The organism is Bordetella hinzii LMG 13501 (assembly GCF_001548475.1).
Lineage (GTDB): Bacteria > Pseudomonadota > Gammaproteobacteria > Burkholderiales > Burkholderiaceae_B > Bordetella > Bordetella hinzii.
Window position 1 is genome coordinate 138,359 of record NZ_LRUJ01000011.1, and the last position, 14,554, is coordinate 152,912.

General features: G+C 66.6%; 8 protein-coding genes. 3 read left to right on the forward strand and 5 right to left on the reverse strand.

What is annotated here, in order from left to right:
* Window positions 1–2: 2 nt before the first annotated feature.
* From AXA74_RS10135 to mdeB, 5 genes are all read right to left on the reverse strand, one after another.
* Window positions 3–455: a DUF2214 family protein gene (locus tag AXA74_RS10135; RefSeq protein ID WP_029578631.1), complete on the reverse strand. Its 453-nt coding sequence runs from the start codon at window positions 453–455 to the stop codon at window positions 3–5.
* Between the two features lie 84 nt (window positions 456–539).
* Window positions 540–1,223 carry a Fe2+-dependent dioxygenase gene (locus AXA74_RS10140; protein WP_029578630.1) on the reverse strand — a complete coding sequence of 228 codons (684 nt, stop codon included), beginning with the start codon at window positions 1,221–1,223 and terminating at the stop codon, window positions 540–542.
* A 9-nt stretch (window positions 1,224–1,232) separates the two neighbouring features.
* Complete coding sequence (locus AXA74_RS10145; protein ID WP_032978275.1) at window positions 1,233–3,416, reverse strand: TonB-dependent receptor; 2,184 nt, start codon at window positions 3,414–3,416, stop codon at window positions 1,233–1,235.
* Between the two features lie 188 nt (window positions 3,417–3,604).
* Window positions 3,605–5,887: an NADP-dependent malic enzyme gene (locus AXA74_RS10150; RefSeq protein WP_029578628.1), complete on the reverse strand. Its 2,283-nt coding sequence runs from the start codon at window positions 5,885–5,887 to the stop codon at window positions 3,605–3,607.
* A gap of 168 nt (window positions 5,888–6,055) precedes the next feature.
* Complete coding sequence (mdeB, locus tag AXA74_RS10155) at window positions 6,056–8,713, reverse strand: alpha-ketoglutarate dehydrogenase (RefSeq protein WP_032961917.1); 2,658 nt, start codon at window positions 8,711–8,713, stop codon at window positions 6,056–6,058.
* Between the two features lie 237 nt (window positions 8,714–8,950).
* Here mdeB and AXA74_RS10160 point away from each other — a divergent pair, with 237 nt between their 5' ends.
* From AXA74_RS10160 to AXA74_RS10170, 3 genes are all read left to right on the forward strand, one after another.
* Entirely contained in the window at window positions 8,951–10,996 is a 2,046-nt protein-coding gene (locus tag AXA74_RS10160) for an OPT family oligopeptide transporter (RefSeq protein WP_029578626.1), read from the forward strand.
* A 339-nt stretch (window positions 10,997–11,335) separates the two neighbouring features.
* A complete protein-coding gene (locus AXA74_RS10165) occupies window positions 11,336–14,206 on the forward strand; it encodes a 2-oxoglutarate dehydrogenase E1 component (protein ID WP_029578625.1) in 2,871 nt (956 codons plus the stop codon).
* 46 nt (window positions 14,207–14,252) lie between these two features.
* On the forward strand, window positions 14,253–14,554 hold a 302-nt coding region (locus AXA74_RS10170), incomplete at its 3' end, for a biotin/lipoyl-containing protein (RefSeq protein ID WP_032978272.1).

Sequence of the window (14,554 nt, forward strand, 5' to 3'; positions counted from 1 at the left end):
GATCAGAGGCCGATGCCGCGCGCCATCAGCGCGGCGAACAGCGGCAACAGAATGAGCAGGTGCGCCTCGATCAGCACCCAGCGGCGCGCGCCGCGTATGGCCTCGGCCGCCGGCAGGAAGCCCGGATCTTTGGCGGCCGCGTCGCGCCAGCGCAGATACGTCAGCGTCGGCTTGATCGAACAGAGGCCGATGATGACGAACACGGTGAGCTTGGCGTGGAACCAGGGGTTGACCATGTAGAAAAGCCCGCCCTTGGCCCCGAAAGCGAAGCGCAGCACGCCGGTTCCCAGCGCCAGCAAGGCCGCCAGCAGGTAAATCCGGTCGTACTTGACCAGGCGGGTGATGGATTCGCGGGTCAGCGAGGGGCGAAGCAGCACGGATTCGGCAGTGATCAGCACCACGACGAGAAAGATGGCCAGATAGTGCAGCCAGGCCAGCAGAGCGTCTTGCAACATGGGAACTTCCTTGTCCTTGGCGGCCGGCGGGCGCCGGCCATGCGCTGTTTTTACCTTAAAACAGCCGGACTCGGAATCTGGCGCTCAGGGGTCGGCCCACCGGCGCAGCAGGTTATGGTAGACGCCCGTGAGCGCGACGGCCTGCGGACTGCCCGCGCCCAATGCGGCAGCGGTCTCCTGGATGGCGCCATCCAGCTCGAAGAGCAGGGTGCGCTGGCCGTCATCGCGCACCAGGCTCTGCACCCAGAAGAAGGCCGCGACGCGCGCCCCCCGGGTGACTTCGGTCACACGGTGCAGGCTGGTGGCCGGGTAGAGCACCATGTGGCCGGCCGGCAGCTTGACGCTATGTTCGCCATAGGTGTCCCGGATCACCAGTTCGCCGCCATCGTATTGCGCGGGCTCGCACAGGAACAGCGTGGCTGACAGATCCGTGCGCAGCCCGCGCGTCTCGCCCGGCGGGTAGCGGATGGCATTGTCCACATGCATGCCGAAGGCGTCGCCCGCGCTGTAGCGATTGAACAGCATCGGGAAGATGCGCGCGGGCAGGGCCGCCGAGATGAACAGCGGATGACGCAGCAGCTGCTGCTCGATATGGGCGGCGATGCGCCGGCCAACCGCGCTGTCGGCTGGCAACTGGCGATTGTGCTTGACCAGGGCGGACTGGAAGCCCGCCGTGCGCGCGCCGTCCTCCCACGCGGTGTTCTCCAGATCGAGCAGGTATTGGCGCGCCACGGCTGGCTCCAGCACGGCAGGTATGTGGAGCAACATGGGCCGGCCTCAATAGCGCCAGAAGGCGCTCAGCATGGCCGATCGACCATCGCCGAACTCGACCGCCGAGGAGCGCGTGTTGCTGCCGGTGCTCAGGCGCGCCCTTTCGATATAGGCCTTGTTGGTCAGGTTGTCGACGTTCAGCTGCAGGCTGAGATGGGCGTTGACCGTATAGCCCACCATCAGGCTATGCACGGCATAGCCGGCGATGTCTCCTCCGCCCGATGAGCTGACGGCGCGCTTGCCGACGGCGCGTATGCCATAGCCGGCTTTCCAGCCGGAGGGCCACGCATAGCTGGTCCACAGGCTCAGGCTGTGGCTGGGCGTGTTGGCCAGTGGCCGGCCCTCCTGGGCAGGCTGGCTGGCAAACGCCAGGGTGCGGCTGTGCAAATAGGTATAGCCGGTGTAGATCTCCCATTGCGGCGTCAGCTTGCCGGTGGCGCCGAGTTCCAGGCCGCGCACTCTTTGCTTGCCGCTCAGGGTATTGCTGCCGTCGACCTGCCGCTCACGGGCATTTTGCTTGGTGACCTGGAACAAGGCGGCGTTCAGGGCGAGCTGGCGCTGCAGCACATCCCATTTGGTGCCGAGTTCCCAGCTGTTGTTGCGTTCGGGCGCCAAGTCGCTGGTGGCCGCGCTCAAGCCGCGCCCATTGCTGACCAGGTTCTCGGACGAGGGGTTGAAGGAATTGCCATAAGCCAGATAGACACGGCCATTGTCGGCCGGCTTGTAGGTCACCGCCGCGCGGCCGCTGAAGGCGCGGGTCTTGGAGGTCTCGCGGCTTTCCGCGCCGGCGGCGGGCCTGACGCGGGCGCGGCCTTCGATCCAGTCGTGTCGCAGGCCCAGGGAGAGATCCCAGGCGGGCGCCAGGGCGATGCTGTCCGTGAGATAGAGCGCCCGGGTGAGCAGGGTGGAGCGCTGGCGCGACGAGTCTGTGCGCAGGCGCGGGCCTGGCCAGTAGCCGGGCGGGTTGGCCAGCGGATAGCCGTCGGCGGGGAAAAGGCGGCTCAGGTTGTAGCTGGAGTTCTGCAGGCGATAGGTTTCGCGCGAGAGTTCGAGCCCGGCGCCCAGCTCATGCGTCATCCCCAGCAACTCGCCCTTCATGTTCAGATGGGTCTGGTTGGCGAACAGCTTGGTGCTGGTGTCGCGGCCATAGCCCTGCGGCCCGGCGGGCTTGTAGCGGCCGGGCGGCAGGCCGGCGACATTGATGTGCGAGGCCGAGATCACCGTGTCGCGGTCCAGCTGCGAATAGCGGGTCAGGTTCTGCACGGTCAGGCCGGAGGCGAAACGATGCTGGATTTCCGAGGTGGCGATATGCGAATGGACACGCTCGTGGTCCAGGTTGCGCCAGCCGAAATAGGCATGGCGGCTGGCCAGGGGCCGGCCGTCCCGCGCCGGCACGCCGTAGTCAGGCAGGTTACGGTCGGTCTGGTAGAAGTAGCTCAGCGTCCATTGCGTCGGGCCGTCCAAACCCAGTTTCAGCGAGGGCGCGAAACCCCAGCGTTTGCGATCCACCGGCCCGCGCCCGGGAACGTCGTTGCCGTGAGCCATGAGGTTCAGGCGCCAGGCGGCACCGGCCGCCGGCAATGTCTGGTTGGCGTCGAGGGTCAGCCGGCGATAGCGGTCCGTGCCCAGTCCGGCCTCGGCATGGATGAAGTCCTCTTGCTGGGGGCGTTTGCTGATGAGGTTGATGCTGCCGCCCGTGGTGCCCGCGCCGCCGAAGACGGAATTCGGGCCTTTGATGACCTCGACCGATTCCATGTTGAACAGGTCGCTGCGATAGGCCTGGGCGCTGTCGCGCAGGCCGTCGAACTGGATGTTCGTGCTGGCGTTGAAACCCCGGATATTGATGTTGTCGCCCGAACCGCCGCCGCCTTCGCCGGCATTGAAGGTCACGCCGGACACATTGGACAACACCTGGCGCAGGCCATGGGCGTTCTGCTCTTCCATCAGGCTGTCGGGAATGATGTTGATGGTCTGGGGGATGTCGAGCAGGGGTTGCGTGTACTTCGGGGAGGCCGAATGATCGACCTTGGGCCCCGCCGTCGCGTTGACTTCGACCGGCGCAAGTTCGGCCGGCGCCGGCGGGGGGGAGGCTGCATGGCTGGTGGCGGCCGACAGGCTCAGGGCGACAAAGGCGCTGCCCAGGCGGCAGGACGGCGGCAGCGCGGCGGCGCGGATGGCGGGAATAGTCATTTGCAACTGATACTCATTTGTATTCAAAAACTGGGAGACACGATGATGTGGTCGGCCAGATTGCTGAGGTATCAGTCGATTCTTTTCTTATTGAGCGAAATTTCCCGGCGAATGGGGAGCGGTCCGGCTTTCCTCGGGCAAAAAAAAGCCGGGGCGGCAGCCCCGGCGGGTCATGCTGATACCTGCTGTTAGCGGGTTTCGGCTTCCTGCTGTGCGTCCACCACGGCCAGCGCCGTCATGTTGACGATGCGGCGCACCGTGGCGCTGGTGGTCAGGATATGCACCGGACGGGCGGCGCCCAGCAGGATGGGGCCCATGGCCACACCGTTGCTGCCGGTCATCTTGAGCATGTTGTAGGTAATGTTGCCGGTATCCAGATTGGGCATCACGAGCAGATTGGCCGGACCCTTGAGCGAGCTGTCGGGATAGGCCTGCACACGTATCTTTTCGGACAGCGCCGCGTCGGCATGCATTTCACCGTCGACTTCCAGGTGCGGCGCGCGCTCGGCCACCAGGCGGCGGGCATGCGCCATCTTGCGCGAGGACTCGGTCGGGCGGCTGCCGAAGTTCGAGTGCGACAGCAGCGCGATCTTGGGGACCACGCCAAAGCGCATCATTTCCTCGCCGGCCTGGATGGTGATGTTGGCGACTTCTTCCGCCGAGGGGTTCTCGTTGACGTGCGTGTCGGCCACGAACAGCGTCTGGTCGGGCAGCATCAGCACGTTGAGGGCGGCGAAAGTCTGGCCCGGCTTGGTGCCGATGACTTCGTCGATGTACTTGAGCTGGTTGTCGTATTTGCTGGCCACGCCGCACAGCAGGGCATCGGCATCGCCGCGCCGCAGCAGCATCGCGCCGATCAGCGTGTTGTGCTTGCGGATCATGGCCTTGGCCACGGTCGGCGTGACGCCGTTGCGGCCCTGCAGCTGATAGTAGGCCTGCCAGGTGTCGTTGAAGCGGCTGTCGTCCTCGGGATCGACGATCTCGATGTTCTGGCCGGCGGCCAGGCGCAGGCCGAACTTCTTGATGCGCATCTCGATGACGGCGGGACGGCCGATCAGGATGGGATGAGCCAGCTTCTCGTCGACCACCACCTGCACGGCGCGCAGCACGCGCTCGTCTTCGCCGTCGGCATAGACCACGCGCTTGGGCGCGGTCTTGGCCTGCTTGAACAGCGGGCGCATCAATTGGCCCGAGTGATAGACAAAGCCCATCAGCTTCTGGCGGTAGGCCTCGATGTCCTCGATGGGGCGGCTGGCCACGCCGGAGTCGGCGGCCGCCTGCGCCACGGCCGGCGCGATCTGCACGATCAGGCGCGGATCGAAGGGCTTGGGAATGATGTACTCGGGGCCGAACGACAGTTCCTGGCCGGCGTAGGCACGGGCCACTTCATCATTCTGCTCGGCCTGGGCGAGTTCGGCGATGGCCTTGACGCAGGCCAACTTCATCTCTTCGGTGATGCGCGTGGCGCCGGCATCCAAGGCGCCGCGGAAGATGAAGGGGAAGCACAGGACGTTGTTGACCTGGTTGGGATAGTCCGAGCGGCCGGTGGCGATGATGCAATCCGGGCGCGCGGCGCGGGCGATCTCCGGGCGGATTTCCGGCTCGGGGTTGGCCAGCGCCAGGATCAGCGGCTGGGCGGCCATGGTCTTGACCATGTCGCCGGTCAGCACGCCGGCGGTCGAGCAGCCCAGGAAGACATCGGCGTCCTTGACCACGTCGGCCAGGGTGCGCGCATCGGTCTTCTGCGCGTAGCGGCGCTTGTTGGGCTCCATGTTTTCTTCGCGGCCTTCCCAGATCACGCCGCGCGAATCGACCACATAGATGTTCTCGCGCTTGATGCCCAGGTGCACCAGCAGGTCCAGGCAGGCGATGGCGGCGGCCCCGGCGCCCGAGCAGGCCAGCTTGACCTTGTCCATGTCCTTGCCGACCACCTTGAGGCCGTTGAGGATGGCGGCGGCCGAAATGATGGCGGTGCCGTGCTGATCGTCATGGAAGACGGGGATCTTCATGCGCTCGCGCAGCTTCTTCTCGATATAGAAGCATTCGGGCGCCTTGATGTCTTCGAGATTGACGCCGCCCAGGGTGGGTTCCAGCGCGGCGATGATGTCGACCAGCTTGTCCGGGTCGTTTTCGGCCAACTCGATGTCGAACACATCGATGCCGGCGAATTTCTTGAACAGGCAACCCTTGCCTTCCATGACGGGCTTGGCGGCCAGCGGGCCGATGTTGCCCAGGCCCAGCACGGCGGTGCCGTTGGTGATCACGCCGACCAGGTTGGCGCGCGAGGTGTACATCGAGGCAGCCTCGTTGCCCTTGTCGTAGATCGCCATGCAGGCCGCGGCCACGCCGGGCGAGTAGGCCAGCGACAGGTCGTCCTGGTTGGCCAGCGTCTTGGTCGGGGTGACGGAGATTTTGCCCGGAGTGGGATAGGCGTGGTAGTCCAACGCCAGCTTGGTGAGGGTTTCGTCCATGAGGTACTGCCTTTGTGCGTGCGAGTGCGCCAACTATGAAAAACCGTTGAACGGGCGCGTAGACCCGTCCCGAATCTTCGGGATAACAACGTATTTCAACAGAAAGCGCGTAATCGTGCTTGGGCCGCCGCTGCTGCAATGCAGCGCGCCCCCGGCGCGATTACCGCATCAGCTCTGCCACGGGGCGCTGTCCCGGATGTCCAGGCGTTGCCGCTGGGCATCCCGGGCCGCCCGCCAGGCGCTATCCTGGCCGGCCAGCAGGTCCAGGGCATGGAGCACGATCCACTCGGCGCCGATTTCGAAGAAATCGCGCAGGCGCTGGCGGGTGTCGCTGCGGCCGAAACCATCGGTGCCCAGGCAGCGGTAGGCGCCGGGCACCCAGGCGCGGATCTGGTCGGGCACGGCGCGCACATAATCGGAGACCGCCACCGTGGGCAGGGCGGTGTCCAGGCATTGCTGTATCCAAGCGGGCTCGCCGTCCAGGCCGAGGGCGGCCTCGCGTTCGGCGCGCCGGCCGTCGCGGGCAAGTTCGCTGAAGCTGGTCACGCTCCAGACCTCGGCCTCGATGCCATGGCGCGCCTGCAGCAGCGCGGCGGCGGCCTCGGCCTCGGGCAGCATGGGGCCGGCGCCCAAAAGGCGCAACAGCGGCGCCGACGGCGCCCGCACGCGATGCATGCCGCGCAGGATGCCGTCGGCCGCGCCCCGGGGCATATCGGGCTGGGGCAGGTTTTCGTTGGTGACGGTCAGGTAATAGAACTCATCGCGCTGTTCGGCCAGCATGCGGCGCATGCCGGCCTCGACGATCACGGCCACCTCGTAGGCGTAGGCCGGGTCGTAGGCGCGGCAATTGGGCACGGTCGAGGCGATGAGATGGCTGGCGCCGTCCTGGTGCTGCAGGCCTTCGCCGCCCAGGGTGCTGCGCCCCGAGGTGGCGCCGACCAGGAAGCCGCGGCAACGCTGGTCGGCGGCGGCCCAGATCAGGTCGCCGATGCGCTGGAAGCCGAACATCGAGTAATAGATATAGAAGGGCAGGGTGGGCAGGCCGTGCGTGGAGTAACTGCTGCCGGCGGCGGTCCAGGAGGATATGGCCCCGGCCTCGGTGATGCCTTCTTCGAGAATCTGGCCATCGCGGGCTTCGCGGTACGACAGCACCGAGCCGATGTCCTCGGGCTCGTAGAGCTGGCCTTGCGCGGAATAGATGCCGATCTGGCGGAAGAGATTGGCCATGCCGAAGGTGCGCGCCTCGTCGGCCACGATGGGCACCACGCGCGGGCCCAGCTCGGCATGCTTGAGCAGCTGGGTGAGCATGCGCACGACCGCCATGGTCGAGGACATCTCCTTGCCCTGGGCCTGCAGGGCAAAAGGCGCGAATTCCGAGGCCGCGGGCGTGGCCAGCGGATGGTCGCCGCGCGGGCGGCGCGGGATATAACCGCCCAGCGCCTGGCGCCGCGCATGCAGGTGGCGCATTTCCGGGCTGTCGGCGGCCGGCCGGTAAAAGCGCAGGCCCAGGCAGTCCTCATCGGACAACGGCAGCGCAAAACGGTCGCGGAATGCCAGCAGGGCCTGGTCGTCCAGCTTTTTCTGCTGGTGGGTGGTCATGCGCCCCTGGCCGGCTTCGCCCATGCCGAAGCCCTTCTTGGTCTGGGCCAAGATCACGGTGGGCTGGCCGCGATGGCGCACGGCCCGGTGGTAGGCCGCATAGATCTTCACCATGTCATGGCCGCCGCGGCGCAGGCGGTCGATGGCGTCGTCGTCCAGGTCGGCGACCAGGGCCGCCAGCGCCGGGTCCTGGCCGAAGAAGTGTTCACGGTTGTAGGCGCCGTCCTTGGCCGCGAAAGTCTGGAACTGCCCGTCCACGGTGCGCGAAAAGGCGCGGGCCAGCGCGGCCTCGCGGTCGGCCGACAGCAGGGCGTCCCAATCGCCGCCCCACAGCAGCTTGATGACATTCCAGCCGGCGCCGGCATACAGTGTTTCGAGCTCATCGATGATGCGGCCATTGCCGCGCACCGGGCCGTCCAGGCGCTGCAGATTGCAGTTGATGACGAACACCAGGTTGTCGAGCTTTTCGCGGGAGGCCAGGGTCAGGGCGGCGATGGATTCGGGCTCGTCCATCTCGCCATCGCCGAAAATTCCCCAGACGCGGCGCTCGGAGGGGGCGGCCAGGCCCCGGTGCTCCAGGTAGCGCATGAAGCGCGCCTGGTAGATGGCGTTGATCGGGCCTATCCCCATGGAACCCGTGGGGAATTGCCAGAAATCCGGCATCAGCCAGGGGTGGGGGTAGGATGACAGGCCGCGTCGCCCTTGGGCGCGGGCGGTGATTTCCTGGCGGAACAGCGCCAGGTCCTCTTCGTCGAGAAAGCCTTCCAGGAAGGCGCGCGCATAGATGCCGGGCGCCGAATGCGGCTGCATATAGACCAGGTCGCCGCCTTGCTGGGGCGAGCCCGCGCGGAAGAAATGGTTGAAGCCCACCTCGAAGAGATCGGCCGCCGAGGCATAGCTGGCGATATGGCCGCCCAGTTCGCCATGCGCCTGGTTGGCGCGCACCACCATGGCCAGGGCATTCCAGCGGTTGATACAGGCCAGGCGCGCCTCCAGCTCCAGGTCGCCCGGGAAGGCCGGTTCGTCGGCGCGGGCGATGGTATTCAGGTAGGGCGTATTGACGCGGCGCGGCAGCCGCAGGCCCAGCTTATCCGCATGCTCCAGCAGGCAATGCAGCACATAGGCGGCGCGTTCGCTGCCATCGGCGTGCAGCAGCGAACTCAGGGCGTCGCGCCATTCGGCGGTTTCGATGGCATCGCTGTCGATGGCGGCTGGCAGGGCGGGCATGTCTGTCTCCGAGGGGGATTTTTCTTGTAATCCTAGATCCGAGTCCCCAGCATGGGTGACCGAAAGCGGCGCGGCGGCACGGGCCGCGGCAGCATGGCCTGCCGCCGACCTCCGGTTTGGCAGAGGAATATGCTGCTATCAGGGTTTCCGTTGCCCTCTGAAACAGCGCCGCCGCCGCCGGGCGCTACCATGGTGGGCAGCCGGCGTTTTCCCGTCGGACTGACACGGAGGGTATCTATGGCCGAGGGGTTGCGGGTTCCGGATGCGATGTCCTTGCCGGAATTGACCGTGCGCGGGGTCTTGCTGGGCGCGGCCATCACGGTGGTTTTCACGGCCTCCAATGTCTTCCTGGGCTTGAAGGTCGGGCTGACTTTCTCCTCGGCCATTCCGGCCGCCGTGATCTCGATGTCGGTCCTGCGCATGTTCCCGGGGGCCAACATCCTGGAAAACAATATGGTGCAGACCCAGGCGTCGGCGGCCGGCACCCTGTCGTCCATCATCTTCATCCTGCCGTCGCTGGTGATGCTGGGACACTGGCAGCATTTCCCGTTCTGGCAGACGCTGGCGATTTGCGCGGCCGGCGGGATGCTGGGGGTGATGTTCTCCATTCCCCTGCGCCACCTGATGGTCGTCAAGAGTCCGCTGCCGTATCCGGAAGGCGTGGCGGCCGCCGAAATCCTGCGCGTGGGCAGCAGCGCCCGGACGCAGGCGGCCTCGGGCGCGGCGGCGCCCACCGGCATGAGCCATATCCTGGCCGGCGGCGGCGTGGCCGCCCTGTTCAGCTTTGCCGCCAGCGGGCTGCGCGTGCTGGGCGACGCCGTCAACGGCTGGTGGTCGCTGGGCGGCGCCGTGCTGCGCCTGCCCATGGGCTTTTCCCTGGCGCTGCTGGGCGCGGGCTATCTGATCGGCATCGTCGCGGGCCTGGCCATGCTGACCGGGCTGGTCATCGCCTGGGGCGTGGCCGTGCCGGCGTTGACCCTGCAAGCGGCGCCGGCCGCCGGCCAGAGCCTGGCCGAGTTCGGCACCGAGGTCTGGCGTTCGCAGGTCCGCTTCATCGGCGCCGGGGTGATCGGCGTAGGCGCGATCTGGACCTTGGCCTTGCTGTTTCTGCCCATGATGCGGGGCATCGCCGCCATGTTCGGCTCCCTGTCCGGGGGTGGGCGGCCCCGCGGCGAGCTGCCGCGCACCGAGCGCGATCTGCCCGGCTTCTGGATCGCGCTGCTCACGCTGGGCCTGGTGGCCGTCCTGGTCGGGGTGTTCGCCAGCTTCCTGGGCCAGGCCCCGGCCGCCCAGGGCCGCCTCTGGCCGCTGGTGGCCTACGCCGTGCTGTTCGCCTTTGTTTTTGGCTTCCTGGTGGCGGCGGCCTGCGGCTATATGGCCGGGCTGGTGGGGTCCTCGACCAGCCCGATTTCCGGGGTGGGCATCGTCGCCATCGTGCTGGTGTCCGTTCTCATGGTGGCCACGCATCGCCAGGATGGCCTGCTGGCCAGCCCCGAAGGCTTGCGCCTGGCCACGGCGCTGGCCATTTTCACCACGGCGGCGGTCGTCGCCGTGGCCTCCATCGCCAATGACAACCTGCAGGACCTGAAAACCGGCTGGCTGGTGGGCGCCACGCCCTGGCGCCAGCAGGTCGCCCTGTTGATCGGCTGCCTGGTCGGCGCGGCGGTCATCTCCCCGGTCCTGGACCTGCTCTACAACGCCTATGGCTTTGCCGGCGCCCTGCCCAGGCCCGGCATGGACCCGGACCGGGCGTTGTCCGCGCCGCAGGCTTCGCTCATGCTGGCCATCGCGCGCGGCATCTTCCTGCGCGACCTGAACTGGACCATGATATGGGTCGGCATGGGGGTGGGGGTGGCGCTGATCCTCCTGGACCAGCTGCTCAAGCGCCATTGCCGGGTCGCCCGCATGCCGGTGCTGGCCGTGGGCATCGGCATCTATCTGCCGCCCTCGGTGAGCGCGCCCATCGTGGTCGGCGCCGTGCTCGCCTGGGTCCTGGACCGGCTGTTGCGCCGCCGGGCCCAGGCGCGCGGACTGCCCGTGGCGGAGTACGCGGCGCCGGCGCGGCGGCGAGGGGTGCTGCTGGCGTCGGGGCTGATCGTGGGAGAAAGCCTGGTCGGCGTGCTCATGGCCGCCGTGATCGGGGCCACGCAGCAAGACGCCCCCCTGGCCCTGGCCGGCCCCGGCTTTGCCCGGACGGCGCAATGGCTGGGGCTGGCGGCGTTCGCCCTGGTGGTGGCCGGATTTGGCCGCCGGGTGCTGGGACGGGGGGACTTGGCGGCTTAGGCCGGGCGTCGTATCCTCGTCACTTGAAGGCCGGGCGGCGCGCCAGGATACGCGCCGCGAGATGAGACCATGAAGCCGCGCGTAAGGGCCGCGTAGACGCCCGTAACCCGCAGCTTGGCGCAGGCATTCTGCCCAGGAATATCGGCATGCCCGACTTTCCTGTCCTGTCATGCGATTGCAGCGAGACGGGGGCAAACTCGAAGGAGTATACTCATCACACGGCTTTCGAGGCTTGTACGTGCCTTCTGCCCCTGCTATCCGCTAACCGGGAAGCCCGTGTCGCGGAAGGTTTTCCTGCATCGTATGCGAGTGAAGCACTCGCCAAGGTGAAGCGACATTATGTCTACGGAATCAGAATCCCTATCTACCTCCTATTTGTTTGGGGGTAATGCCCCTTACGTCGAAGAGCTCTACGAAGCCTATCTCGACAATCCCGGCTCGGTGCCCGACCAGTGGCGCGAGTACTTCGACCAGCTGCAGCACACGCCGGCCACCGACGGGCAAGAATCCACGCGCGACCAGGCGCACGCTCCCATCGTCGAATCCTTCGCTCAACGCGCCCGCGCCAATGCCTTCCTGCAGCGCGCCGCCGAGCCCGACCTGTCGGTGGCTTCGAAGCAGGTCTCGGTCCAATCGCTGATCGCCGCCTACCGTTCGCTGGGCTCGCGCTGGGCCGATCTGGACCCGCTCAAGCGCCAGGAGCGTCCCCCGATCCCCGAACTCGATCCGTCCTTCTATGGCCTGACCGAAGCCGACCTGGATCAAACCTACTCCGCGACCAACACCTATTTCACGACCGCCAGCACGATGACGCTGCGCGACATCCTGAAGGCGCTGCGCGACACCTATTGCCGCTCGATCGGCGCGGAGTTCATGCATGTTTCCGATCCGACCGCCAAGCGTTGGATCCAGCAGCGTCTGGAGTCGACGCTGTCCGCGCCTTCCTTCTCGACCGAAGAAAAGCGCCACATCCTGCAGCAGCTGACCGAGTCCGAGGGCCTTGAGCGCTTCCTGCACACCAAGTACGTCGGCCAGAAGCGCTTCTCCCTCGAAGGCGGCGAGAGCTTCATCGCCTCGATGGACGAAGTGGTCAACCACGCCGGTGACTCGGGCGTCCAGGAGATCGTGGTCGGCATGGCCCACCGCGGCCGCCTGAACCTGCTGGTCAACATCATGGGCAAGATGCCCGGCGACCTCTTTGCCGAATTCGAGGGCAAGCACGCCGAAGGCCTGACCGACGGCGACGTGAAGTACCACAACGGTTTTTCGAGCGATGTCTCGACCCGTGGCGGTCCGGTGCACCTGTCGCTGGCGTTCAACCCCTCCCACCTGGAAATCGTCAATCCGGTGGTCGAGGGCAGCGTCCGCGCCCGCCAGGAGCGCCGCGGCGACCAGGAAGGCAAGCAGGTCCTGCCGGTGCTGGTGCACGGCGATGCGGCCTTCGCCGGCCAGGGTGTCGTGATGGAAACCCTCAACCTCGCCCAGACGCGCGGTTACGGCACGGGCGGCACGCTGCATATCGTCATCAACAACCAGATCGGCTTCACCACCTCGGATCCGCGTGACTCGCGTTCGACGCTGTATTGCACCGACGTGGTCAAGATGATCGAAGCGCCGGTGTTCCACGTCAACGGCGACGATCCCGAAGCCGTGGTGTTCGCCACCCGCCTGGCGCTGGACTACCGCATGCAGTTCCGCCACGACGTGGTGCTGGACATCGTGTGCTTCCGCAAGCTGGGCCACAACGAGCAGGACACCCCGTCGCTGACGCAGCCGCTGATGTACAAGCGCATCGGCCATCACCCGGGCACCCGCAAGCTGTACGCCGACAAGCTGACCACGCAGGGCGTGCTGGCCGAAGGCGATGCCGACCAGATGGTCAAGGATTACCGCCAGCTCATGGAGGACGGCCAGCGCACCATCGAGCCGGTGCTGACCGACTACAAGAGCAAGTACGCCATCGACTGGTCGCCCTTCCTGGGCGCCAAGTGGACCGACCAGGCCGACACCGCGGTGCCGTTGGCCGAGCTCAAGCGCATCGGCGAGCGCATCACGACCGTGCCGGAAGGCTTCACCGTGCACCCGCTGGTGGCCAAGCTGCTGAACGACCGACGCAACATGGCCAAGGGCGAGCAGAACCTCGACTGGGGCATGGGCGAGCACCTTGCCTTCGCCACCCTGGTGGCCTCGGGCTATGCCGTGCGCATCACTGGCCAGGACTCGGGCCGTGGCACCTTCACGCACCGCCATGCCGTGCTGCATGACCAGAACCGCGAGCGCTGGAACGACGGCACCTACATTCCGCTGCAGAACGTCTCGGAAGGCCAGGCGCCGTTCACCGTGATCGATTCCGTGCTGTCCGAAGAGGCGGTGCTGGCCTTCGAATACGGCTATTCGTCGGCCGAACCCAATACGCTCACCATCTGGGAAGCCCAGTTCGGCGACTTCGTCAACGGCGCCCAGGTCGTGATCGACCAGTTCATCACCGCCGGCGAAGCCAAGTGGGGCCGCCAATCCGGCCTGACCATGATGCTGCCGCACGGCTACGAAGGCCAGGGTCCGGAGCACTCCTCGGGCCGTATCGAGCGCTTCCTGCAGCTGTGCGCGGACAACAACATCCAGGTCGTCCAGCCGACTACGGCCTCGCAGATCTTCCATCTGCTGCGCCGCCAGATGATCCGTCCGTTCCGCAAGCCGCTGGTGATCTTCACGCCCAAGTCGCTGCTGCGCAACAAGGATGCGGGTTCGCCCCTGACCGAATTGGCCGGCGGCAGCTTCCGCCCGGTCATCGGCGAGCTGGACGACAGCATCAAGGCCGGCTCGGTCAAGCGCGTGCTGGCTTGCTCGGGCAAGGTCTACTACGACCTGGTCAATGCGCGCCGCGAACGCGAGGCCGACAATGTCGCCATCATCCGCGTCGAACAGCTCTACCCCTTCGCGCACAAGGCGTTCGAAACCGAACTGCGCAAGTACCCGAAGGCCACCGAAGTGATCTGGGTCCAGGACGAACCGCAGAACCAGGGTCCGTGGTTCTACATCCAGCACCACCTGTACGAGAACATGTCCGAAGGCCAGAAGCTGGGCTACGCCGGCCGTGCCGCCTCGGCCTCGCCTGCCGTGGGCTACCTGGCCAAGCACCAGGAGCAGCAGAAGGCGCTGATCGAACAGGCTTTCGCGCCCAAGTTCAAGGGCTTCGTGCTGACCAAGTAAACGCGGTCGCGGATCACAGAATACTTATCTAACGGAATTCATCACCATGGCTATTACTGACGTTGTTGTCCCCCAGCTGTCCGAATCGGTTTCGGAAGCCACCCTGCTCACCTGGAAGAAGCAGCCCGGCGCCGCTGTCGAGGCCGACGAGATCCTGATCGAAATCGAGACCGACAAGGTCGTGCTGGAAGTGCCGGCGCCTTCGGCCGGCGTGCTGGCCGAGATCGTCAAGGGTGACGGCAGCACCGTGACCTCGGGCGAGCTGATCGCCCGCATCGACACCGCCGCCAAGGCCGCCGCCGCGCCGGCTGCCGCGGCTGCCCCCGCCCCGGCGGCGGCCGCCCCGGC